The sequence below is a fragment of the Virgisporangium ochraceum genome, from assembly GCF_016863655.1.
In the GTDB taxonomy this organism is placed as follows: Bacteria; Actinomycetota; Actinomycetes; order Mycobacteriales; family Micromonosporaceae; genus Virgisporangium; species Virgisporangium ochraceum.
On sequence record NZ_BOPH01000108.1, the window covers coordinates 125,941 to 147,347 of the forward strand.

23 protein-coding genes are annotated in these 21,407 nt (G+C 73.8%); 13 read left to right on the forward strand and 10 right to left on the reverse strand.

All coding sequences use genetic code 11. The features are described 5' to 3' along the window. Nucleotides 1-66: 66 nt before the first annotated feature. Genes Voc01_RS39875 through Voc01_RS39895 form a run of 5 tightly spaced genes read right to left on the reverse strand, consistent with a single transcriptional unit; the run spans nucleotide 67 to nucleotide 5,800 of the window. Nucleotides 67-1,098: an ABC transporter ATP-binding protein gene (locus Voc01_RS39875; RefSeq protein ID WP_203932889.1), complete on the reverse strand. Its 1,032-nt coding sequence runs from the start codon at nucleotides 1,096-1,098 to the stop codon at nucleotides 67-69. Further along, nucleotides 1,079-2,089 carry an ABC transporter ATP-binding protein gene (locus tag Voc01_RS39880; RefSeq protein ID WP_203932890.1) on the reverse strand — a complete coding sequence of 337 codons (1,011 nt, stop codon included), beginning with the start codon at nucleotides 2,087-2,089 and terminating at the stop codon, nucleotides 1,079-1,081. Before Voc01_RS39880 ends, Voc01_RS39875 begins: the two co-directional genes overlap by 20 nt. Beyond that, the gene (locus tag Voc01_RS39885) at nucleotides 2,086-2,964 is read right to left on the reverse strand and encodes an ABC transporter permease (protein ID WP_203932891.1); all 879 of its coding nucleotides are present in this window, start codon (nucleotides 2,962-2,964) and stop codon (nucleotides 2,086-2,088) included. Before Voc01_RS39885 ends, Voc01_RS39880 begins: the two co-directional genes overlap by 4 nt. Continuing rightward, entirely contained in the window at nucleotides 2,961-3,998 is a 1,038-nt protein-coding gene (locus tag Voc01_RS39890) for an ABC transporter permease (RefSeq protein ID WP_203932892.1), read from the reverse strand. The genes Voc01_RS39885 and Voc01_RS39890 overlap by 4 nt, the downstream gene beginning before the upstream one ends. A gap of 5 nt (nucleotides 3,999-4,003) precedes the next feature. Continuing rightward, a complete protein-coding gene (locus Voc01_RS39895; protein ID WP_203932893.1) occupies nucleotides 4,004-5,800 on the reverse strand; it encodes an ABC transporter substrate-binding protein in 1,797 nt (598 codons plus the stop codon). A gap of 121 nt (nucleotides 5,801-5,921) precedes the next feature. Here Voc01_RS39895 and Voc01_RS39900 point away from each other — a divergent pair, with 121 nt between their 5' ends. Then, entirely contained in the window at nucleotides 5,922-6,752 is an 831-nt protein-coding gene (locus Voc01_RS39900; protein WP_203932894.1) for a DeoR/GlpR family DNA-binding transcription regulator, read from the forward strand. On the opposite strand, the gene Voc01_RS39905 is transcribed toward Voc01_RS39900, so the two are convergent. Next, nucleotides 6,753-7,550, reverse strand: coding sequence for an SAM-dependent methyltransferase (locus Voc01_RS39905; protein ID WP_203932895.1), 798 nt, complete (start codon nucleotides 7,548-7,550; stop codon nucleotides 6,753-6,755). Between the two features lie 56 nt (nucleotides 7,551-7,606). Further along, nucleotides 7,607-8,299, reverse strand: a complete 693-nt coding sequence (locus tag Voc01_RS39910; protein WP_203932896.1) for a hypothetical protein — start codon at nucleotides 8,297-8,299, stop codon at nucleotides 7,607-7,609. Between the two features lie 74 nt (nucleotides 8,300-8,373). Here Voc01_RS39910 and Voc01_RS39915 point away from each other — a divergent pair, with 74 nt between their 5' ends. From Voc01_RS39915 to Voc01_RS39925, 3 genes are read left to right on the forward strand one after another with little or no spacing between them, the layout of a single operon-like run. Further along, complete coding sequence (locus Voc01_RS39915; RefSeq protein WP_203932897.1) at nucleotides 8,374-8,946, forward strand: DM13 domain-containing protein; 573 nt, start codon at nucleotides 8,374-8,376, stop codon at nucleotides 8,944-8,946. Further along, the gene (locus Voc01_RS39920) at nucleotides 8,943-9,641 is read left to right on the forward strand and encodes a response regulator transcription factor (RefSeq protein ID WP_203932898.1); all 699 of its coding nucleotides are present in this window, start codon (nucleotides 8,943-8,945) and stop codon (nucleotides 9,639-9,641) included. Before Voc01_RS39915 ends, Voc01_RS39920 begins: the two co-directional genes overlap by 4 nt. Beyond that, complete coding sequence (locus tag Voc01_RS39925; RefSeq protein ID WP_203932899.1) at nucleotides 9,634-10,659, forward strand: sensor histidine kinase; 1,026 nt, start codon at nucleotides 9,634-9,636, stop codon at nucleotides 10,657-10,659. The genes Voc01_RS39920 and Voc01_RS39925 overlap by 8 nt, the downstream gene beginning before the upstream one ends. A gap of 1 nt (nucleotide 10,660) precedes the next feature. On the opposite strand, the gene Voc01_RS39930 is transcribed toward Voc01_RS39925, so the two are convergent. After that, nucleotides 10,661-11,986: a hypothetical protein gene (locus Voc01_RS39930; RefSeq protein ID WP_203932900.1), complete on the reverse strand. Its 1,326-nt coding sequence runs from the start codon at nucleotides 11,984-11,986 to the stop codon at nucleotides 10,661-10,663. Further along, nucleotides 11,983-13,029, reverse strand: coding sequence for an NAD-dependent epimerase/dehydratase family protein (locus tag Voc01_RS39935; protein ID WP_203932901.1), 1,047 nt, complete (start codon nucleotides 13,027-13,029; stop codon nucleotides 11,983-11,985). Before Voc01_RS39935 ends, Voc01_RS39930 begins: the two co-directional genes overlap by 4 nt. A gap of 113 nt (nucleotides 13,030-13,142) precedes the next feature. On the opposite strand from Voc01_RS39935, the gene Voc01_RS39940 reads away from it, so the two are divergent. The 7 genes from Voc01_RS39940 to Voc01_RS39970 all read left to right on the forward strand — a co-directional run bounded on the left by Voc01_RS39940 (nucleotide 13,143) and on the right by Voc01_RS39970 (nucleotide 19,189). Further along, nucleotides 13,143-13,829 (forward strand): glycosyltransferase family 2 protein, encoded by a 687-nt coding sequence (locus Voc01_RS39940; RefSeq protein WP_203932902.1) that lies wholly within the window; start codon nucleotides 13,143-13,145, stop codon nucleotides 13,827-13,829. 11 nt (nucleotides 13,830-13,840) lie between these two features. After that, nucleotides 13,841-14,443 carry a TIGR04282 family arsenosugar biosynthesis glycosyltransferase gene (locus Voc01_RS39945; protein ID WP_203932931.1) on the forward strand — a complete coding sequence of 201 codons (603 nt, stop codon included), beginning with the start codon at nucleotides 13,841-13,843 and terminating at the stop codon, nucleotides 14,441-14,443. Nucleotides 14,444-14,445: 2 nt separating this feature from the next. Then, complete coding sequence (locus tag Voc01_RS39950; protein ID WP_373873926.1) at nucleotides 14,446-15,090, forward strand: class I SAM-dependent methyltransferase; 645 nt, start codon at nucleotides 14,446-14,448, stop codon at nucleotides 15,088-15,090. Beyond that, nucleotides 15,069-16,208 (forward strand): molybdopterin-dependent oxidoreductase, encoded by a 1,140-nt coding sequence (locus Voc01_RS39955; protein WP_203932904.1) that lies wholly within the window; start codon nucleotides 15,069-15,071, stop codon nucleotides 16,206-16,208. Before Voc01_RS39950 ends, Voc01_RS39955 begins: the two co-directional genes overlap by 22 nt. Continuing rightward, nucleotides 16,205-16,486: a hypothetical protein gene (locus Voc01_RS39960; protein WP_203932905.1), complete on the forward strand. Its 282-nt coding sequence runs from the start codon at nucleotides 16,205-16,207 to the stop codon at nucleotides 16,484-16,486. Before Voc01_RS39955 ends, Voc01_RS39960 begins: the two co-directional genes overlap by 4 nt. Nucleotides 16,487-16,562: 76 nt before the next feature. After that, complete coding sequence (locus tag Voc01_RS39965; protein ID WP_203932906.1) at nucleotides 16,563-18,173, forward strand: methyl-accepting chemotaxis protein; 1,611 nt, start codon at nucleotides 16,563-16,565, stop codon at nucleotides 18,171-18,173. A 92-nt stretch (nucleotides 18,174-18,265) separates the two neighbouring features. Beyond that, complete coding sequence (locus Voc01_RS39970) at nucleotides 18,266-19,189, forward strand: GNAT family N-acetyltransferase (protein ID WP_203932907.1); 924 nt, start codon at nucleotides 18,266-18,268, stop codon at nucleotides 19,187-19,189. Here the strand turns inward: Voc01_RS39970 and Voc01_RS39975 are convergent. After that, the gene (locus Voc01_RS39975) at nucleotides 19,155-19,595 is read right to left on the reverse strand and encodes a hypothetical protein (protein WP_203932908.1); all 441 of its coding nucleotides are present in this window, start codon (nucleotides 19,593-19,595) and stop codon (nucleotides 19,155-19,157) included. The genes Voc01_RS39970 and Voc01_RS39975 overlap by 35 nt on opposite strands. Nucleotides 19,596-19,679: 84 nt before the next feature. Between Voc01_RS39975 and Voc01_RS39980 the strand changes: the two genes are divergently transcribed. Together Voc01_RS39980 and Voc01_RS39985 are read left to right on the forward strand one after the other, a co-directional pair. Beyond that, complete coding sequence (locus Voc01_RS39980; protein WP_203932909.1) at nucleotides 19,680-20,798, forward strand: AI-2E family transporter; 1,119 nt, start codon at nucleotides 19,680-19,682, stop codon at nucleotides 20,796-20,798. Further along, a complete protein-coding gene (locus Voc01_RS39985; RefSeq protein WP_203932910.1) occupies nucleotides 20,795-21,394 on the forward strand; it encodes an SGNH/GDSL hydrolase family protein in 600 nt (199 codons plus the stop codon). The genes Voc01_RS39980 and Voc01_RS39985 overlap by 4 nt, the downstream gene beginning before the upstream one ends. Nucleotides 21,395-21,407: the final 13 nt, after the last annotated feature.

A 21,407-nucleotide genomic window follows, 5' to 3' on the forward strand; every position in this document is an offset into this window, starting at 1 on the left:
GACCGGGTTCGGGTACACGATCGCCCACGTGCGCGGCGGCGGCGGGCGCCTCCCGGTGGGCAACGCCTACACGTTCCACCCGGAGAAGCGGGCGGTGTTCGCGTAGTTGCTCTCGATGGCGCTGGCACCGGCCGGGGCCGCCGCGACGTAGTGGCAGGCGACGCCGTCGTCGCGCACCACGGGCAGGTCGCGCGTGCGGCAGGCGCCGTCGACGCCGGCGCCCGCGGCGGCACCCGACCGCAGCACCGGGCAGCGCGGGTGGAACCGGCAGCCGGACGGGATCCGGGTCGGGTCGGGCGGCTCGTCGGCGAGCACCACCGCTTCGTCCAGGGTCGACTCCGGCAGGACCGAGAGCAGCGCCCGCGTGTACGGGTGCCGCGGCTCGCCGAGGAGCTCCTCCACCGGCCCGGCCTCCACGATCCGGCCGAGGTACATCACCGCCACTCGGTCGGCGATGTTCCACGCCAGCCCGAGGTCGTGGGTCACGACGAGCGCCGACAGGCCCTCGTCGGCACGCAACCGGAGCAGGAGCTTGAGGATCTCGCCGCGCACCGACGCGTCGAGCGAGGCCACCGGTTCGTCGGCGACCAGCAGCCGCGGTTCGAGCACCAGCGCGCCGGCGATGACCACCCGCTGCCGCTGCCCACCCGACAGCTCGTGCGGGTAGCGCGGAAAGAACCGGTCCGGCGGGCGGAGTCCGGCCCGGGACAACGCCTCCGCCACGAGCGCGCGCTCATCGCGTCCCCGCAGCGCCGCCTTCCCGTGGATGCGCAGCCCTTCCGCGACGGCCTCGTACACCGTGTGCCGCGGGTTGAGCGCGCCCGTGGGGTCCTGCAGCACGAGCTGCACCTGACGCCGGTAGGCCTTCAGGTCCCGGGCGCGCACGGGTGCGTTCTCGAACAGCACCTCGCCGCGGGACGGCTTCTCCAGGCCGAGCAGCGTGCGCACGAGCGTCGACTTGCCGCACCCGGACTCACCGACGAGCGCGACGATCGACCCGGCCGGCACGTCGAGGTCGACCCCGTCCACGGCCCGCGCCGGCGCGCCGCCCCACCGGCCGGGGAACTCGACGTGGAGGTCACGGGCCGACAGCAGCATGGCTCTCCCTGACGTGCACGCAGGCTGCGTCGATGGCGCCCGCCTCCGCGGGCGCGGGCCCGGGGGCCGGGTGCCACCGTCTCAACGGCGGGTCGACCGTCGGGCAGATCGGCAGCGCGACCGGACACCGCGGGTGGAACGCGCATCCCGGCGGCAGGTCGGACGGGTCGGGCGGGTCGCCGGGCAGCCCCTGCGGGTTGTGCCGGGCCGACGGGTCGCCGACGCGCGGGAACGCCGCCGCCAGCGCGCGGCTGTACGGATGGCGGCCGTCGGCGAACACCCGGGCCGCCGGGCCCTGCTCGACCACGCGGCCCGCGTACATCACCGCGAGCCGGTCGCAGGTGCCGGCGAGCACCGACAGGTCGTGGCTGATCATCACCAGGCTGATCCCGCGGTCGGCGACCAGTCCACCGACGAGCCGCAGGATCTGGGCCTGGATCATCACGTCGAGTGCGGTGGTGGGCTCGTCGGCGACGATGAGCTTCGGCGTGCAGGCGAGCGCCATCGCGATCATCACGCGTTGCCGCTGCCCGCCGGAGAGCTCGTGCGGGTAGGCGCGGCCGCGGGCGGCGCCGAGGCCGACGTCGTCGAGCAGTTCGGCCGCGCGGATCCGGGCCGACCGCCGGTCGCCGCCGTGCACGAGGATCGGCTCGGCGATCTGCTCCTCGACGCGGCGCACCGGGTTCAGCGCGTGCATCGCGCCCTGGAACACCACCGACGCGCCGGCCCACCGCACCGCGCGCAGCCGGCCGAACGACATCGTCAGCACGTCCTCGCCGTCGAACAGGATCTCACCGTCCACAGTGGCGGTGCGGGGTAGCAACCGCAGCAGGGCCAACGCCAACGACGACTTCCCGCACCCCGACTCCCCCGCGATGCCGACCTTCTCGCCGCCGGCGACGCTCAGGTCGACGCCGCGCACGGCGGGGATGTCGCCGTGGGAAGAGCCATAGGTGACCGTGAGGCCGCGCACCTCCAGCAACGGGTTCACCGGACACGCAGCTTCGGGTTGAGGACGCCCTCGATGGCGCGCCCGCACAGCGTGAACGCCAACGAGACCACCGCGATCGCCAGCCCCGGCGGCAGCAGGATCCACCAGTTGCCCGCGCTGACCGCGCCGATCTGCCGGGCCAGTTGCAGCGTCGTGCCCCACGACACCTTCGTGGGGTCGCTGAGGCCGAGGAACGCGAGCGTCGCCTCGGCGAGGATCGCGCCGGCGACGCACAACGTCGTCTGCGCCAGCACGAGCGGCATGACGTTCGGCAGCACGTGCCGGCCCATCACGTGCCCGTCCCCGCCGCCGAGCGCGCGGGCGCGTTCGATGTACGGCCGCCCCTCCACGGCGAGCGTCTGCGCCCGCACCAGCCGCGCGGTGCCGGGCCACGCCGTCGCGCCGATCGCCACGACGACCGTCGTCGTCCCCGGCTTCAGCACGCTCGCGAGCGCCGTGGCGAGCACGAGCGTCGGCAGGACGAGGAACCAGTCGGTCACCCGCAGCACCACCGCCTCGGCCCATCCGCGGAAGTGCCCGGCGACGATGCCGAGCACCGCGCCCACCGCGACCGACATGAACGTCGCGAGGAACCCGACGGCCAACGAGATCCGGGCGCCCCAGATGGTGACGTCCACCATGGACCGTCCGTACCCGTCGGCGCCGAGCCAGTAGTCGGCTCCCGGTGCCTGGCGCGGGCGCGCGGGCGCGTTCGTCGCCGACAGGTCGGCCTCGCTGATGAACAGCGGGGCGGCGAGCGCCAGCCCGCCGAACACGACGAGGACCGCGAGCCCGACGAGCCCCGCCCTGTCGCGCCGGTACTCCCGCCAGAAGCCCGCCAACGACCGGCCGCGGCGCTGCCATACGAGGTTCATCGTGGACGCACCCTCGGGTCGAGCACCGGGTAGAGCAGGTCCGCGGCGAGGTTCATCAGGATCACGGCCGCGGCGAAGAAGATGAACAGCCCCTCCAGCAGCGGCGCGTCGGGCACGGTGAGCGCCTCGTAGAACAGCGATCCGAGGCCGGGCCAGGAGAAGACCGTCTCCACGAGGATCGCGCCGGAGACCACTCCGCCGAGGTTGAGGAAGATCAGGGTGACGGTGGGAAGCAGCGCGTTCGGTACGGCGTGCCGGCGCCGCACCACCGCGTCACGAAGGCCCTTGGCGCGCGCGGTCACCAGGTAGTCGCTGCCCATCTCGTCCAGGAGCGCCGCCCGCATGATGAGGAGGTACTGGGCGTAGATGACCGCGACGAGCGTGAGGCACGGCAGCACGAGGTGGTGCAGCTGGTCGAGCAGCGTCGGCAGGAAGCCGTCGACGCCGGCCGAGTTCATGCCGCCGGTCGGGAACAGCCCGGGCAGCGGGCCGATGCCGACCGCCAGCACCGTGATGAGCAGCAGGCCCAGCCAGAACGTCGGCACCGACCACAGCGTCAACGCGACGCCGGTGTTGAGCCGGTCGGCGAACCCGCCGCGGTGCCACGCGCCCGAGATGCCCAGCCGCAGCCCGAGCGCGGCCGAGACGACCGTCGCGGAGCCGACCAGGAGCACCGTCGCCCACAGGTCGTGGGCGATCAGCTCCGTGACGGGCGCGTTGTACTGGTAGGACGTTCCGAGGTCGCCGCTGAACACCCGCACCAGGTAGTCGCCGAACTGCTCGATCAGCGGCTGGTCGAGGCCGTACTGGCGGCGCAGGTCCGCCATCTGCTCGGGGGTGACGGGACGGTCGCGGGTCAGCGCGCATACCGGGTCACCGGGCAGGATCCGGAACACGAAGAAGCCGCTGAACACCACCGCGACCATGCTCACCAGCGCACCGCCGGCCTTCGCCAGGACGTAGCGGGCCCACCCCGTCCAGGGTCGGTGTGGCGCCGGGGGCGGCGCCACCTCGGCCACGGTCTCGAGGGACACCCGCGCTACTCGCGCTCGTCGGCGGTGCTCCGGCGCCGACGCACGACGAGGAACCCGACGACGGCCGCACCGAGGAGCACCGCCGCACCGACCACCAGCGGAACGGTGGCGCCACCGCCGTCGTCGTCGCTGCCCGTGGCGGCGGTCGGCATGGCCGACCACCAGGCCCAGTACCCGTCCTGGCCCATGTAGGTGCCGTTGTCGCCGGGCATGCGCTGCATCGAGGAGACCGTCTCCTTGCGGAAGGCCTCGAGCACGTTCGGGTAGTACAGGACGTTGATATAGGCGTCGGTGTAGAGCTGCCGCTGCGCCTGCTTGATCAGCGTGGTGCGGGCGTTCGCGTCGTACTCGGCGAGCTGCTTCTGGTAGAGCTCGTCGTAGGCCGCCACGCACACGAAGTTGTCGCCGGGATACGACGAGCCGGGCGTCGCCGGCCGCGCGCCGCAGGTGTGCAGCGCCAGCACGTAGTCCGGGTCGGGGTTGGTCGACCAGCTCGTGAACGCGAGGTCGTAGTTGCCGGCCTGCAGGGTCGCGCTCTGGGTCCCGGACTCCACGATGGACGGGACCAGCTCGACCCCGATCTGCTTGAACCACTCCTTCATGAACGTGGAGTTCTGCGTGTCGGGTGCCCGGCTGGTGACCCCGAGGATCCGCAACGAGAACGGCTTCCCGTCGGGGGTGGTGCGCATGCCGTTGCCGCCCTTGGCGTAGCCGGCCCCGTCGAGGAGCCGGTTCGCCGCCGCCAGGTCGAACGACAGCCGCGTCGCGTCGTCGGGCTCCCAGTGGTTGATGGTCCAGATCGGCGGAAGGTAGCCGCCGCCGGGCGTGCCGTGGCCGCCGAGCGTCTTGTCCACCAATGCCTTCGTGTCGATCGCGCGGGCCAGCGCGTGCCGCACCTTCCGGTCCTTCAGCGCCGGGTTGGCGTCGCCGAACGCCTGCCCGCCCGTGGTGGTCGGACCGGGGTTGACCGCCAGCGCGTAGAAGCGCTTGCCCTGCCCCTTGTTCAGCGTGAGGTCGGCGTTGCCCCGCAGCGACTCGTACTGCGCCGGGGTCAGCTCGGAGACGAAGTCGATCTCGCCCTTCTTGAGCGCCTCGACCTCGGCGTCGATGTCCTTGAAGTAGCGGTAGACGACCTTGTCGAACTTCGGCGCGCCGCGCCAGTAGTCCTTGTTCGCGGTCAGCTCGATGTACTCGCTCTTCCGGTAGTCGGTGAGCACGAACGGCCCGTTGCCGACGACGGGGAACCGGGTGTCGTTGTTGAACTTGCCGATCTCCGGGACCCTGGCGGCCCAGACGTGCTCGGGCACGATCGGCACGTCGAGGGCGAGCATCGTCGACTGCGGCCTGTTCAGCACGATGACGAGCGTGCGGTCGTCGGTCGCGGTGACCGTCCTGAAGTTCTTGACGTAGCTGCCGCTGCCCTTGCCCGCGTCCTTGTTGCTCTTGATGAGGTTGAACGTCCAGGCGGCGTCCTTCGCGGTGACCGGCCTGCCGTCGCTCCAGGTGGCGCCGGACCGGATCCGGTACGTCCAGGTGAGCTTGTCGTCGCTGGCCGACCACGACTCGGCGAGCGCCGGGATGACCTTGCCGTCCTTCGGGTCGTAGTTGGTGAGGAAGTCGTACATGTGCCGGAACACCGCGGTCGGCAGGGCCCGGATCGCGAGGAACGGGCTCATCGAGTCGACGGCGCTGAGGGTCCCGACGGTCAGGGTCCTCGGTGGCGCGGGCTCGGCCGCGCGGGCCGGCACGGCCGCGAACGGCACCAGCAGCAGACAAACCACGAGACGTCGCACTATCCCCATGAGTACTCCCCGCTCCCACCTGGATCGACGTGTGGCGTGTTTACCATGGTGCCAGAAAACCAGTCAACATCTCACAAAATTCCACAATCGTGTCGATGCCGGGAGCGCATAAAGTGAACCGATGACGGATGAGGCGGTTTCGGAGGAGTCCGCGCTGCCCGAGGAGCGGCGGCTGCTCATCGCCGCCCGCGTGCGGCGCGACGCACGGGTACGGGTCGACGACCTGGCCCGCCGGTTCGGCGTCTCCGGCGAGACGGTGCGGCGCGACCTGCAGGTCCTCGAGGAGCGCGGCCTGGTGCGCCGGGTATACGGGGGCGCGGTCGTCGCCGGGTCCGACCCGGCGCAGGTGCGCACCGACCCGCCGTCCGCCGACGGGTCGCCCGTCCACCGGCGCATCGCGGCGCTGGCGGCGACGCTCGTCGAGCCCGACGACACCGTCGCCGTGCACGGCGGGAGCGTCGTCGGGCTGGTACAGCAGTTCGCGGCGGCGCTGCCGGCGTCGTTCACCGGGCGGGTGCTGTGCGCCAGCCTGCCCGTCGCCGCCGAACTCGCCGGCCGCGCCGGGGTCGACGTGCTGATCGCCGGCGGCCAGGTGCGCCAGGCTGACCTGGCCTGCTCCGGCCCGGTCACCGAGCATTTCTTCCGCCAGTACTACGCCGACAAGGTCTTCCTGTCTGCCGGCGGCATCCACCACCGCACGGGCCTGACGCAGCGCTCACTCGACGACATCGCCGTGCAGCAGGTGATGGTCGACCACGCCCGCGAGTGCTACGTGCTCGCCGACCCGGCCAGTCTCGGGCGCACGGCCGTCGGCAGGGTCGCGGCCGTCGGCGCGGTGACCGCCGTGGTGACCGACGGGAGCGCCGACCCGGCCGAGATCCGCGCCCTGGAACAGGCCGGACTCAAGGTCCTGGTAGCCCAGATCGCACAGCCCGACCCCGACGCCGACTGATCAGAGCCTGCGACCGAGACCGGCGGCGACCTTCAACGCGGTCGGCTTCTCCGTCTCGTCGGGCCACCAGTCCTGCACGTCGACGAGGCCGGGCGGGAGCAGGTCGAACCCGTCGAAGAACGGGCGGATCTCCGCGCGGGTGCGGAAGCACATCGGCTGCGGCGAGTTCGCCGAGATCTCCTCCAGCTTGGCCCGGGCGGCGGGGTCGCTGCCGTCGGCGCAGAACTGGGACAGGCACATGTAGCTGCCGGGCACCATGCGGTCGCGGTAGCGGGCGATGATCCCGGCCGGGTCGTCGGCGTCGGAGACCAGGTGGAACAGCCCGATGAACAGCACCAGCACCGGCCGGTCGAAGTCGATGAGCTCGCCGACCTGCGGGTTGTCGAGGATCGACGCCGGCTCCCGCACGTCCTCCCGCAGCGAGATCACCCGGTCGTCGCCGGCGAGCAGGGCGTTGTTGTGCACGTAGACCAGCGGGTCGATGTCGACGTAGACGACGCGGGAGGCGGAGTTGACCGCGCGGGCGGTCTCGTGGACGTTGGGCGCGGTCGGGATGCCGGTGCCGACGTCGAGGAACTGGTCGATGCCCTCGTTGGCGGCCTTCTGCACCACCCGCAGCAGGAACCGCCGCTGCGCCCGGCCCAGCGCCGGCAGGTCGGGGGCCAGATCGATCACCGCCTGGGCGGCGATGCGGTCGACCTCGAAGTTGTCCTTGCCGCCGAGCACGTAGTCGTAGGCCCGGGCGTGGCTGAGGACGGTCGGGTCGAGGGCGCTGGGAACGGTCTCGTCCGCGGTCACGACGACACTCCTCACGGATCGACGACGATCGCGGGTGGATCGTATCCCCCGCGGCGTCACCGCGTGCGGAAGGTGCCCCACAGGGCGACGGCCGGCAGGCCGGTGAAGACGGCCAGGATCCCCAGGAGGAGGGCCAGTTCGCCACCGGTCGGCAGCCCGTAGAGCACGGTGGCCATCGCCATCACCATCGGCATGACGCCCGTGAACGACCAGAAGAACAGCCGGAACGCGAACATGAACAGGTCGTCCCACCAGGAGACCAGCAGGCCCCACAGCACCAGACCCAGACCCGCCCAGGCCAGGACCAGCCAGCCCATCAGGTGCCAGCCGGTGCGCGGCGTGAACCACTGCTCGACGCCCTCGACCTCGATCCCGACGACCTCGCCGCGCCAGGTCCGCAGGTCGGCCGGCCGGCCCCGCGCGACCACCGAGAAGATCTTCTTCGACACCCTGCGGACGGTGCGGTCGCCGCCCGGACGCTCCCAGGTGATCTCGTAGACCCGCTCCCGGCTCTCGCCGTCCTCGTTCCTCGTCACCGTGACGAACGTGCGCAGGTCGACGATCGTGACCCGCTCGCGGCCGAAGCACCCACCGCCGGTCCGCTCGCAGTCGTAGGCCCGGCGGTAGTCCAGGCCCGCCCGGAACGGAGCGGCGGCGGCCACGGCGCCCGTCACGATCGCGGCCAGACCGAGCGCGACGAACGCCCATCGCAGGACCGGCCGGGCGGGCGTCCGGTCGAGGAACCGCACCGTGACCTCCTTCTCCGGGTTTCGTAAGGGCTTCGCAAGGATCTGGCGGGTCCCACGACCGTAGCCTGTGTGGTGTGTTGACGAGAGCGCTGCGTTCGCCGCTTGCCTGGGTATCGATCGTGGTCGTCGGCGTGCTCGCCGTGGCCGGTCTCTACTGGTTCCAGCCGTGGAAGCTGGTCACCGACGAGGTCGTCGACGAGGCGCTGCCCGCCGTGGTCACCTCCTCCGGAGCCGCGACCGCGACCCCGACCGCCTCCGCGACAGCGGCACCGACCACGACGGCACCCGCCGCGAACCGGGTGCTCGCCGCGGGCGACTTCATCAGCCACGAGCACGAGACCCGCGGCAGCGCCGAGATCGTGCGCCTCGCCAACGGTGGTCACCAGCTCGTGCTGCGCGGCCTCGACACCTCGAACGGACCCGACCTGAGGGTGTGGCTCACCGACCAGCCGGTGATCGACGGCACGGCGGGCTGGCGCGTGTTCGACGACGGCCGCTGGGTCGAGGTGGCGAAGCTCAAGGGCAACAAGGGCGACCAGGTGTACGACCTGCCGGCGTCGGTGGACCTCGCCACCACCCGCAGCGTGACCATCTGGTGCAAGCGGTTCTCGGTGTCGTTCGGGGCGGCCGAGCTGAAGTCCGCATGACGCAGCGGGTGCTCGTCGTCGACGACGACCCGACGGTGAGCGACGTGGTCTGCCGGTACCTCGAACGCGCCGGGTACGAGGTGAGCCACGCCGCCGACGGGCGCAGCGCGCTGACCCTGTACAGCCGCGAGCGTCCCGCGCTCGTCGTGCTCGACCTGATGCTGCCGGGCATCGACGGGCTGGAGGTGTGCCGGCGGCTGCAGGAGCACGGCGACGGCGTACCGGTCATCATGCTGACCGCGCTCGGCGACGAGGCCGATCGGGTGCTCGGGCTGCAGCTGGGCGCCGACGACTACATCACCAAGCCGTTCTCCCCGCGCGAGCTGGTGCTGCGGGTGCAGTCGGTGCTGCGGCGCTCGAGCGGCCCGGCGCCGGCCGGTACGGAGGTGCTCGTCGACGGCGACCTCGTGGTCGACGCGTCGCGGCGCACCGCCCGCCTGCGCGGGGAGGAGCTGGCGCTCACCGTGCGCGAGTTCGACCTGCTCGTGTACCTGATGCGGCACCCGGCGACGGCCTTCCGCCGGTCGCAGCTGCTGGCGGCGGTCTGGGGCTGGGACTTCGGCGACCAGTCCACGGTGACCGTCCACGTGCGACGGTTGCGGGAGAAGGTGGAGGTCGACCCGGCCCGCCCGCTGCGCATCGTGACCGTGTGGGGCGTCGGCTACCGCTACGAGACCGGCTCGGCCGGTGCCTGAGCTCCCGTGGCCTGACGTCGGGCTGATCCTGGCGACGTCGTTGACCGGTGCCGTGCTCGTGGGCGTACCGGGCGCGCTGGTGCTGCGCCGGTTGCGCGGCCGGTCGATCACCGCGAGCGTCTTCGTGCTGCTGACGATCACCGTGCTCGCGGTGCTGGCCGGGGTGATCGGGATCGCCCAGGCGATGTTCATCTCGCCGCACGACCGCGACGTCCTGCTCGTCGTCGTGGCCGGGTCGGCCGCGGTCAGCCTGCCGATCGGGTGGTGGCTGGGCCGGCGCCTCGCGGCCGACGCGGTGTGGGCCGACCAGATGCGCGCGCAGGAGCGCCGGGCGGAGGCTCGGCGGCGCGAGCTGGTCGCGTGGATCTCGCACGACCTGCGGACGCCGCTCGCCGGCCTGCGGGCGATGGCCGAGGCGCTCGAGGACGGCGTGGTGTCCGACCCCTACACGACGCACGAGTACTACGGGCGGATGCGCACGGAGACCGACCGGATGGCCGAACTCGTCGACGACCTGTTCGAGATGGCCCGCATCAACGCCGGCGCGCTGCGGCTGTCGAGGTCGACGGTGCCGCTGGCCGAGGTGGTCTCCGACGTGCTCTCCTCGGCCGAGCCGGTGGCCCGGGCCCGCGGCGTGCGGCTCGTCGCGGCCGAGACCGGGTGGCCGGCCGTGTCCGGGAGCGAACCGGAGCTGGCCCGGATCGTGGCGAACCTGCTGCGCAACGCGATCCGGTACACCCCGTACGACGGCACGGTGCAGGTCAGCGGCGGCCGCGACGGCGACGGCGCGTGGCTGGCCGTCGCCGACACGTGCGGCGGCATTCCGGAGGCCGACCTGCCCCGCGTGTTCGAGGTCGCGTTCCGCGGCGAACGGGCCCGCACCCCGCACGTCGGCGAGACCGGTGGCGGGCTGGGCCTGGCGATCGTACGCGGGCTGGTCGAGGCGCACGGCGGCCATGTCGACGTGGCGAACACGCACGTCGGGTGCCGGTTCGTGGTGCACCTGCCCGTGGGGTGAGTCACCACGCGGTCAGCACCAGGTGGTTGACCGCGAGCGCCGTGGCCGCCTGCACCGCGAGCCAGCGCCGCCGGTCACCCGCCGGCAGCACCGCCGCGGCGGACATCAGCCACACCGTGAACGGCAGCCAGATCCGCTCGACCTCCGCCTTGCTGAGGCCGGACACGTCCGCCAGCACCAGCGCCACCACCGCCGACGCCGGCAGCAGCAGCCAACGCGGGCCGCCGCCGACGAGGCGGCGCAGGAACACCGCCGCGACCGGACCGGCGGCCGCGACCACGCACGCGAGGTTCGCCCACACCCAGTACGCGTACGGCCGGTCGTCGGCGATGCCCTGGTGGTACCGCTCGACGACGAGGTGGTAGCCGTCGAGCCACCAGAACCCGGCCACGGCGAACGCGCCGGCCACGGCGAGCGCGCCGGCCACGGCGGCCGGCAGCAGCACCCACCGGCGCGCCACCACGAGCACGGCGAGCGCGACCGGCGCCATCAGCACCAGCCCGTACGACAGGAAACAGCCCGCTCCGAGGACCACGCCCGCGCCGGCGGCCAGGCCGTGGCGCCCCCGGACGGCCGCGACCGCGAGCACCGCGACGCCGGCCGCGGTGACCCCCGTGAACAGCCCGTCGGCGGACGCGCCGACCCACACCGCGCCCGGGAACAGCACCACGAACGGCACCGCCGCCCGCGCCGCCGCGTCGCCGGCCAGCACCCGGACGGTCGACGGCACGGTGACCGCGACGCTCGCGCCGACCAGCACGCAGACCGTCGCCGCCCAGCCACCGCCGCCCAGCCCGATCCGGTCGAGCCCGGCGAACACGAGCAGCGCGCCCGGTGGATGGCCGGCCACGTGGGTGGTCCACGCGTCGGGCTGGCCGTCGAGGATGCGGTCGGCGAAGCCGCGCACGGTCACGCGGTACACCTCGGTGAGGTACTCGTGCCGGGTGGTGAGGCGCCCGGCCAGGCCGCGGTGCCAGCCGTCGACGAGGGCGAGGGAGAACGTCCAGGCGAGCGCGGCGGCGTAGCCTGCCCCGAGCAGGCGCGGCCAGCTCAGGCGGTCGGCCAGTGTCGGTCCACAGAGGACGGTGAGGCCGGCGACCACCAGCGCCAGCGGCGTACCGGGCCCGACGTGGGGCAGCACGTGGCCGAACAGCGGCGCGGCCGGCGCCCGCACCGGATGCCCGGCGAGCCCGAGCACCGCCCCGACGACGGCCGCGAGGGCGAACAACGCCACCGCCGCCGCGCCGGCCAGGAGATCGGCCCGCCGGGTGCCGGCCGCGCCGGCCAGGAGATCGGCCCGCCGCTCGCCGGCGTCGGACGGCCTCATGCCCGCAGGGGTGCGCTCGCGAACTCGGCCAGCCCGGTCGCCAGGTCGATGCCGGCGCGGAAGCCGAGCTCGGCGGCGGCGCGGCCGGGCGAGGCGACGATGTGCCGCACGTCGCCGGCGCGGAACCCGCCGGTCACCACCGGCGCGGGGCCGCCCATCGCGTCGGCGAGCGCGGTCGCGACCTCGCCGATCGTCGCCGGAGCCCCCGAGGCCACGTTGTAGGCGCGGAACCCGGGCGCGCCGTCCACAGTGGAGTCCAGCGCGGCGGCGTTGGCCCGCGCCACGTCGCGCACGTGGACGAAGTCGCGCCGCTGCGCGCCGTCCTCGAACACCCGCGGCGGGCGCCGCGCCTCCAGCGCGGACCGGAAGATGGCCGCGACCCCGCTGTACGGGGTGTCGCGCGGCATTCCGGGTCCGTAGACGTTGTGGTAGCGCAGGGCGACGACCGAGCCGCCGCACTCGCGGGCCCAGGCCGCCGCGAGGTGCTCCTGCGCGACCTTCGTGGCCGCGTAGACGCTGCGCGGCTCGAGCCGGGCGTCCTCGTCGACGAGGCCCGGGACGAGCGGCGCCGCGCAGCGCGGGCAGCCCGGCTCGAACCGGCCGGCGGCGAGGTCGGCGGTGGCGCGCGGGTCGGGGCGCACCGCGCCGTGCTCCGCGCACGAATAGGCGCCCTCGCCGTAGACGACCATCGAGCTGGCCAGGACGAGCCGGGTGACGCCGGCGGCGGCCAGCTCCGCCAGCAGCACGGCGGTGCCGAGGTCGTTGCAGCCGACGTAGTCGGGCAGGTCGGCCAGGTCCACCCCCATGCCCACCATCGCGGCCTGGTGCACCACCGCGTCGACCCCGTGCAGCGCCGCGCGCACGGCCGCGGCGTCGCGGACGTCGTCGACCAGCAGCCGCGCACCCGGCGGTGCGGCCGGCGGCGACCGGTGCGCCGCCGGCAGCAGCGCGTCGAACGCGACGACGTCGTGGCCGGCCCCGGCCAGCACCTGACAGACCTGACTTCCGATGAAACCGGCGCCGCCGGTGACCAGTACCCGCACCCGACCGACGCTAGGCCGCCCACGCCCCGCCGGTGCCGGCCCGTAAGCGTTTCGTAAGACCGGTTCCCCGCTTCGTAAGCCTTCGCGCGCCGGTCGGGGGCGAGGGTGGACCCATGACCGACGTCGTACTGCCGTGCCTCGACGAGGCCGCGGCACTCCCCTGGCTCCTGGCCCGGATCCCCGCGGGGTTCCGCGCCATCGTGGTCGACAACGGGTCGACCGACGGTTCGCCGGAGATCGCGGCCGAGCACGGTGCGGTCGTCGTGCGGGAGCCGCGGCGCGGCTTCGGCGCCGCGGTCCACAGTGGACTCCTCGCCGCCGACCGGCTCGCCGCGGCGTCCGGTCCCTCCGACGACGACGACCTGGTGTGCGTGGTCGACGCCGACGGCTCGTTCGACCCGGAACAGCTGCACCGCGTGGTCGACCCGGTCCGCGCCGGCACGGCCGACCTGATGCTGGGCCGGCGCCGCCCCACCGCCCGCGGCGCGTGGCCGCCGCACGCCCGGCTGGGCAACGCTTTCCTGGCCTGGCGGCTGGGCCGCACGGCCGGCGTGCGGATCCACGACCTGGGGCCGATGCGCGCCGCCCGCCGGTCGGCGCTGCTCGGCCTGGGGCTGCGGGACCGGCGCTTCGGCTACCCGCTGGAGATGGTCGTGCGGGCCGCCCGCGCCGGGTGGCGGATCGGCGAGGTCGACGTCGACTACGCTCCCCGCGCCGACGGCACCCGCTCCAAGGTGACCGGTACCGTCCGAGGCACCGTGCGCACCGTGCGCGACATGGCGAAGGTGCTCTCCTCGTGAACGTGCTCGTCATGGCGAAGGCACCGGTGCCCGGCCGGGTCAAGACGCGGCTCTGTCCACCGTGCACACCGGAGCAGGCGGCATCGGTGGCGGCCGCCGCGCTCGCCGACACGCTCGCCGCCGTGGGCACCGGCACGCTCGTCCTCAGTGGACGGTACGACGCCCCGGCCGGTTGGGGGGTGGTGCCGCAGCGCGGCGACGGGCTCGGCGAACGGCTCCGCCACGCGTTCGTCGACGCCGGCACCACCAGCCTGCTTGTCGGGATGGACACTCCGCAGGTCACCTCCGCTCTGCTCGACGAGGCGGCGGCGACACTGCGCACCGACGGCGTCGACGCGGTGCTCGGGCCGGCCGCCGACGGCGGCTGGTGGACGCTCGGCCTGCGCGACCCGTACCACGCCGACGTGCTCGTCGACGTGCCCATGTCGACCGACCGCACCGGCGAGCTGACGCTGGCCGCGCTGCTGCACCGCGAGCTGCGGGTGGTGGTTCTGCCGACGCTGCGCGACGTCGACACCGCCGACGACGCGCACGCGGTCGCCCGCGAGTGCGCCGCCGGAAGCGCCTTCGCCCGCGCGGTCGCCGCGCACGTGCCCACCGGGGTGCGCGCATGACGCTGGCCACGCTCGCCGCGCCGTCGCCGGTCGCGGTCTTCGAGTCGGCGCTGTCGACCGGCGCAGCGGTGACCCTGACCCCCACCGATCCCGTCGGCAGCCGGACCGTTCGCCCCGTCGACTGGTGCCGCGACACGCTCCCCGGCGACGAAACGCTGCTGGACCGGTGCGCCGGGCCGACCCTCGACGTCGGCTGCGGCCCGGGCCGCCTGACCCGCGCGCTGGCGGAGCGGGGACAGCACGCCCTCGGCGTCGACATCAGCGCCGGCGCCGTGCGGCTGGCCCGGCGGCGCGGCGCCCGGGCGCTGCGGCGTGACGTGTTCGGCCCGCTGCCCGCCGAGGGCCGCTGGGCCCGGGTCCTGCTCGCCGACGGAAACATCGGCATCGACGGCGACCCGGTGCGGCTGCTGCGGCGCTGCCGGGAACTGTCCACACCGGACGGTCGGATCCTCGTGGAGGTCGACCCGCCCGGCGCACCGGCCTGGGCCGGCGAGGTCCGCATCGCCGCCGACGGTGGTGCGCCGAGTGCCCCGTTCCGCTGGGCGTACGTCGGCGCCGACCACCTCGCCGGGCTCGCCCGGGCCGCCGGTGTGCGGGTTCTCGACCAGTGGACGGAGGCGGGACGATGGTTCGCCGACCTGTCCTGACGTTCACCTCGCCGCTGCGCTCGGCCCGGCTGACCACGCACCTCGGGATCGCGCTCGCGGTGGCGTTCGGCGTCTGCTTCCTCACCGGGGTGCTGAGCCACCTCGTCCAGCACCCGCCGGGGTGGTTCTGGTGGCCGTCGCGGCCGGTGTGGCTGTACCGGGTCACGCAGGGGCTGCACGTCGCGACCGGGCTCGCCACCGTGCCGCTGCTGGCCGCCAAGCTGTGGTCGGTGTTCCCGCACCTGTTCCGCTGGCCGCCGGTGCGCGACGCGGCGCACGCGGTCGAACGGCTGAGCGTCGCGGCGCTCGTCGGGTCGGCGCTGTTCGAGGTCGTCACCGGCGTGCTGAACGTCTCGCGGTGGTACGGGATCATGCCGTTCTTCTTCCCGTCGGCCCACTACTGGACGGCGTTCGTGGCCATCGGCGCGCTGCTGACCCACATCGGGGTCAAGCTACCGGTGGTCCGGGAGGCGCTGAACCGTTCCGTCGAAACGCCACCCGAGCCGTCCGACGGGCTCACCCGGCGGGGCCTGTTCGCCGCCGTCGGCGCGGCCGCCGGGCTGATCACGGTCGCGACCGTCGGGCAGACCGTCCGGCCGCTGGCCCGGGTGTCGGTGCTCGCTCCGCCGCACACGCGCACCGGCCCGCAGGGGCTGCCGGTCAACCGGACCGCCGACGCGGCCGGCGTCGTCGAGACGGCGCGGGATCCCGCGTTCCGGTTGGAGGTCGTCGGCCCGGCGGGCACCGTCCGGTTGTCGCTGGCCGACCTGGAGGCGATGCCGCAGCACACCGCCCGGCTGCCGATCACCTGCGTCGAGGGGTGGAGCGCCGACGCCACCTGGACCGGCGTGCGGCTGCGCGACCTCGCCGCACTGTCCACCGTGGAGGGTCGCGACGTCGAGGCCCACGTGGAGTCGTTGCAGCGGGGCGGGCGCTGGCGCGCGTCCACGGTCGCGCCGCCGCACGTGCGTGACCCGCTCACGCTGGTCGCCCTGCGCCTGGACGGCGAGCCGCTGCACCCCGACCACGGCTACCCGTGCCGGCTGATCGCACCCAACCGTCCCGGTGTGCTGCAGACCAAGTGGGTGGCGCGGATCGCGTTCCGGGAGGCGTCATGAGGTGGTGGCGGCGCGGGCTCGTCGGGCTGGGCGTGGCCGTGATGGTGTTCGCGGTCGTCGGCGCGCTCACCGACCCCGACGTGCGGCCGGTCGGGCACGTCCTGTTCCTCGCCGGCGTCCTGGTGACGCACGACGCGGTGCTGCTCCCGCTCGCCATCGGCGCCGGGGTCCTCATCGGACGGTGGGTGCCGCGGCGGCTGCGGGTGCCGGTGCGGGTGGCCGGCGTCGTCACGGCGACGGTCCTGGTCGTCGCCGTGCCGCTGCTGCTCGGTCGGTGAGCGCGCTCAGGTCGTGGCGTCGGGTGCCGATGGGGACCATGACGACCGGACCGGATCGACACTGGGGGTACGAGCGTTGCTGCTGAGTCGGGTGCGGGTGGGCGTACGGCTGTCGACCGGAGTGGCGGCGCTGCTCGCGTTGCTGGTCCTGTGCTCCGTCGTCGGCTTCGACCGGTTGGGTGTGCTGCGCGACGGCGCCACCGACCTGGCCGACGCGCAGGTCACCACGCGGCTGGCCATGCAGGTGAAGTTCCGCTCCGCGGACTTCAACGGATGGCAGACCGCCTACGCGTTCGACGTGCTGCGGGGTGTTCCCGGCGCGACAGAAGACACGACCGGCAGCCGCAGGGACTTCCTCGCCTCGGCCGCCCGGTTCGACGCCGAGCTCACCGCCCTGTCCGCGCGGGAGCTGTCCGCCGACGAGAAGGCCACCCTGGCCTCCGTGCGCGACCTGTTCAGGCAGTTCATGGAGCTGGACAAGCAGGTGGTCGCCGGATACGCCGCCGGAGCGGCCGGCCGGGAGACGGCCAACCGGCTCGTCGCGGTCGACGAGATCGAGATCTTCAACCGGATCGCCGCCGCCGTCGACGAGCTCGTGACCGGCGTCGACGCCGCCGCGACCGCGCGGGCCGACCGGGCACGGTCCGACGCCGGCACCGCGCGCACCGGCCTGCTCCTCGTCTCGCTGCTGGCCCTGCTCGCCGGTATCGCCCTGGCGTGGCTGCTGACCCGGTCGATCACGACGCCGTTGGCGTCGATCCGCCAGAGCCTGTCGGAGATCGCCGACGGTGACGGCGACCTGACCCGGCGGGTCGACGACACCCGGCGCGACGAGTTCGGCCAGGTCGCCGCCGCGTTCAACCGGTTCGCCGAACGGATCCAGAACCTGCTCCGGCAGGTGTCCGGTACCGCCTCGACCCTGTCCGGCGCCGCGACCCGGCTCGGCGAGGTCAGTGGCAGCCTCGCCGCCGCCGCCGACACCACCAGCAGCCAGGCCGTCGCCGTGTCGAGCGCCGCCGGGGAGGTCTCGCACAACGTGCAGACGGTCTCGGCGGGCGCGGAGCAGATGGGCGTGTCGATCCGCGAGATCGCCACCTCCGCGTCGACCGCCGCCGACGTGGTGAACAGCGCCGTCGGCCTCGCCGACCAGGCCAACCGGACCGTGGCCAGCCTCGGCGAGTCCAGCTCGGAGATCGGCAACGTGCTCAAGCTCATCACGACGATCGCGGAGCAGACGAACCTGCTGGCGCTGAACGCCACGATCGAGGCGGCGCGGGCCGGCGACTACGGCAAGGGCTTCGCCGTCGTCGCGACCGAGGTCAAGGAGCTGGCCCAGAACACGGCGAAGGCCACCGAGGACATCTCCGACCGCATCGCGGTCATCCAGGCCGACAGCGCCGCGGCGGCCACCGACATCGCCCGGATCGCCAACGTGATCGCGCAGATCAGCGACCACTCGACGACGATCGCCTCCGCGGTCGAGGAGCAGACCGCGACGGTCGCCGAGATCGCCCGCAGCATCTCGCAGGCGGCCACGGGATCGGCGGACATCGCGACCAGCGTCACCGGGATCGCCAGTTCCGCCGAGAACAGCACCGCCAACGCGACCTCCACCCGCGCCGGCGCCGACGAGGTCACCCGGTCGTCGAACGAGCTGCAGGCCCTGGTCGGCTCCTTCCGGTTCTGACAAACCCGGGCGCGTCGCCGACCTGATAGCGTGGGTCGCGGTGCCGCACGGGTAGCGGATCGTCCACCGGTATGTGCGTGGAAGGTCCGTCCATGTCGATTCAGGTTCGTGCGTTCGCCCGGTCCGACCGGGATCAGGTCACCGCTCTCGTCAACGCCCACGTGGCAGCCGTCGTGCCCGGGGTCTCCGTGTCGGTGCAGGGGTTGCTCGGCCAGCTCGAGCGGGAGCCCGGGGAGTTCATCGTCGACCGGTGGGTGCGGCAGCGCCTGACGCTCGTCGCCGAGCAGCGGCAACGGGTGGTCGCCGCCGCGCATCTGTTGCGGTACGACACCGAGGAGAGCGAGGGGTACCGCGACGCCGGCGAGATCCGGTGGTTGGCGTACTGGCCGCCCACGCCCAACTGGCCCGACTCCGCCGCGGGTGGCGAGGCGTTGATGCTGGCCTGCCACGCCCAGTTCCAGCGGTGGGGTGTCGCGCGCCGGTACGCCGACGGGACCCTGCCGGTGCCCGGCGTGTACGGGGTACCGGAGCAGTGGCCGCACGTCCGGGTGCTCTACGAGCGGCACGGGTTCCGCCACGACGGGCACACCGAGGTCGTGTACCTGGCCGCCGTCGACCGGCTCCGGCGGCCCGCGGCGCCGGTCGCGGGGCTCACGGTCCGTCGCACGGTCGGATCCAGCGGGACCCGCATCAGCGCGGCCCTCGACGCGACCGCCGTCGGCTACGTCGAGGTCGACACGAATCTGGACGGCGGACCGCGCGTCTCGCGGCTGGGCGCCTGGGCCGACGTCGGCAACCTGTGGGTGGAGCCGGACCACCGCCGCCGCGGCATCGGAACCTGGCTCCTCGGGCAGGCGGCCGACTGGCTCGACCTCGGCGGCGTGACCCGCGTCCTCGACTACGCCGACGCCGGCGACGACGGGTACGCGGCGTTCCTCGCCGCGGCCGGGTTCACCGTGCTGACCCGCACCGCCCGCGGCTTCACCACCGGGGCGGGCGGATCCCCAGCCCGGTGAGCACCCGGCCGACCCGCCGGCGGTCGCGGTTGCGGACCCGGATCCCCGGGCGGCTCCCGACCTCGACCTCGACCTCGAGACCCGCGCGGCGCAGCTCGTCGGCCACCAGTCGGGTCGCCTCCGGGGTGGCGTCCCACGAGAAGCCGGTCCACGACCGGCGCCACCGGCGGCGGTCCACCGCCACGACCGCGAGAGCGACGGCGAGCGCCCCGGCCACAGCCGCCGCGGCCGGGTACGCCGTCACCGACCCGGCGGCGTACCCGAGGGCGCCACCGGCGAGGCAGACCGCTCCGAAGGCGGCCCATCCGACACCGTTCAGCCGGGCGCCGCGCAACAGCCGGAGCCGCCGCCCGAACCGTCGCCGGTACCACGGGGCCGGCCGGTACTCCGCATGTCGACGCCGCACCGCACCTCCCGCCCCATCCTCACACGGCGCGGCGGAGGTCGCGGCTCGCTGTTTGCCGGGCAGGCGCCCGGGTAGTGGCCGATCGTGGGTGAATCGGACAGCAGGGCGGTCGCGCGGCGGACCCTCATCGTCATCGGGCTGGTGCTGGCGACGGTCGCCGTGCTGTTCCTCGCCTACGAGACGCGACGCGTGCTGACCTGGATCGTCATCTCGGTGTTCTTCGCCGTCGCGCTGCATCCGCTGGTCACGTGGGCGACGCGGCGGGTGGCGTTCGGCCGCCGGTGGCTCGCGACGCTCCTGGTGTTCGTCGTCGTGTTCGCCGTGCTGGCCGGGCTCATCGCGCTGTTCGTGGTGCCGCTCGTCAACGAGGGCAGCCAGGCCATCCGGGACATCCCGAAGATCGTCGAGGACGCGCGCAACGGCCGCGGACCGGTCGGCGGGCTCATGGAACGCTTCCACGTGATCCAGTACGCCCAGGACAACGCCGACCGGATCCGGGAGTACGCCTCCGGGCTCGGCGCACCCACGATCGCGTTCCTCACCGGCGTCGCCACCACCATCGCCGGGATCGTGACCATCTTCGTCCTGTCGTACCTGATGGTGCTCGAAGGCCCGCGCGCGGTCGACGCGGCCCTGTCGCTGTTCGACGACCGCCGCGCCGAGCGCATCCGTCGCGTCGGCCACGACTGCGCGAAGACCGTGACCGGGTACATCAGCGGCAACCTCATCATCAGCGTCGTCTGCGGGCTGCTCACCTACGCGGTGCTGGCGCTGCTCGGTATTCCGTACGCGGGGCTCATCGCGCTGTTCGTCGCGCTGGCCGACCTCATCCCGCTCGTCGGCGCGACACTGGGCGCGGTGATCGCGTCGCTGGCGGCCTTCACCCAGTCGGTGACCGCGGGAGTCGTGACCGTCGTGTTCTTCATCGTGTACCAGCAGCTCGAGAACCATCTGCTGCAGCCGGTGGTGTTCGCGCGGACGGTGAAGCTGAACCCGTTGACGGTGCTCGTCGCGATCCTCATCGCGGTGGAGCTGGCCGGGATCCTCGGCGCGCTGCTGGCCATCCCGGTCGCTGGCATCCTGCAGATCCTGGTGCGCGACACCTGGGACGCGCGGCGGGGCCGGCCCAAGGAGGAACCGACCGTCGGCGAGAGCGAGACCCCCGTGGACTCCCCCGCGCTCGACCGCTCGACCGTCGCGTGACGACGGTGCGGCTGGCGGTTCTCGGCGACTCCATCGGGTACGGCATCGGCGCGACCCGCCCGGCCGACACCCTCGGACCCGGCCTGGTCCGCGACCTCGAAGGCGTTGGCCGGCCCGCAGAGTGCCGCGTCTTCGCCGTGTCCGGCGCGCGCAGCGCCGACCTCGCCCGTCAGGTGACCGCCGCGGTCCCGTGGCGGCCGCACGTCGCGGTCGTCGTGGTCGGCGCCAACGACCTGACCCGGTTCGTACCGCCCGAGGTGGCCGCCGGACTGCTCGGCGACGCGGTGCGGCGGCTGCGGGACGCCGGAGCGGAGGTCGTCGTGGCACCGGCGCCCGACCTCAGCGTCGTGCCGCACGTGCCGCCCGCGGTGCGGCCGGTGGTGCTGTCGGCCAGCACCCGGATGCGCGCCGCCCAGATCCGGGCGACGCTCGCCGAGGGCGGCCACGTCGCCGACGCCGACGGCGCCACGACCGCGGCGTTCGCCGCCGACGCCGCGCTGTTCTCCCGTGACCTGTTCCACCCGTCGAGCGCCGGGTACGCCGTGATCCTGCGCACCCTGGCCCCCGCCGTCCGCGCGGCGGCCTCCCGGCACTGAGCATGATGGGGCC

What these genes read in the sequence shown, in the direction of transcription:
- Voc01_RS39895 (WP_203932893.1), bottom strand. Translation starts at nt 5,800, where the DNA reads ATGGGGATAGTGCGACGTCTCGTGGTTTGTCTGCTGCTGGTGCCGTTC.
- Voc01_RS39960 (WP_203932905.1), top strand. Translation starts at nt 16,205, where the DNA reads ATGAGGTGGTGGCGGCGCGGGCTCGTCGGGCTGGGCGTGGCCGTGATG.
- Voc01_RS39885 (WP_203932891.1), bottom strand. Translation starts at nt 2,964, where the DNA reads ATGAACCTCGTATGGCAGCGCCGCGGCCGGTCGTTGGCGGGCTTCTGG.
- Voc01_RS39900 (WP_203932894.1), top strand. Translation starts at nt 5,922, where the DNA reads ATGACGGATGAGGCGGTTTCGGAGGAGTCCGCGCTGCCCGAGGAGCGG.
- Voc01_RS39875 (WP_203932889.1), bottom strand. Translation starts at nt 1,098, where the DNA reads ATGCTGCTGTCGGCCCGTGACCTCCACGTCGAGTTCCCCGGCCGGTGG.
- Voc01_RS39920 (WP_203932898.1), top strand. Translation starts at nt 8,943, where the DNA reads ATGACGCAGCGGGTGCTCGTCGTCGACGACGACCCGACGGTGAGCGAC.
- Voc01_RS39945 (WP_203932931.1), top strand. Translation starts at nt 13,841, where the DNA reads ATGGCGAAGGCACCGGTGCCCGGCCGGGTCAAGACGCGGCTCTGTCCA.
- Voc01_RS39970 (WP_203932907.1), top strand. Translation starts at nt 18,266, where the DNA reads ATGTCGATTCAGGTTCGTGCGTTCGCCCGGTCCGACCGGGATCAGGTC.
- Voc01_RS39940 (WP_203932902.1), top strand. Translation starts at nt 13,143, where the DNA reads ATGACCGACGTCGTACTGCCGTGCCTCGACGAGGCCGCGGCACTCCCC.
- Voc01_RS39955 (WP_203932904.1), top strand. Translation starts at nt 15,069, where the DNA reads ATGGTTCGCCGACCTGTCCTGACGTTCACCTCGCCGCTGCGCTCGGCC.
- Voc01_RS39930 (WP_203932900.1), bottom strand. Translation starts at nt 11,986, where the DNA reads ATGAGGCCGTCCGACGCCGGCGAGCGGCGGGCCGATCTCCTGGCCGGC.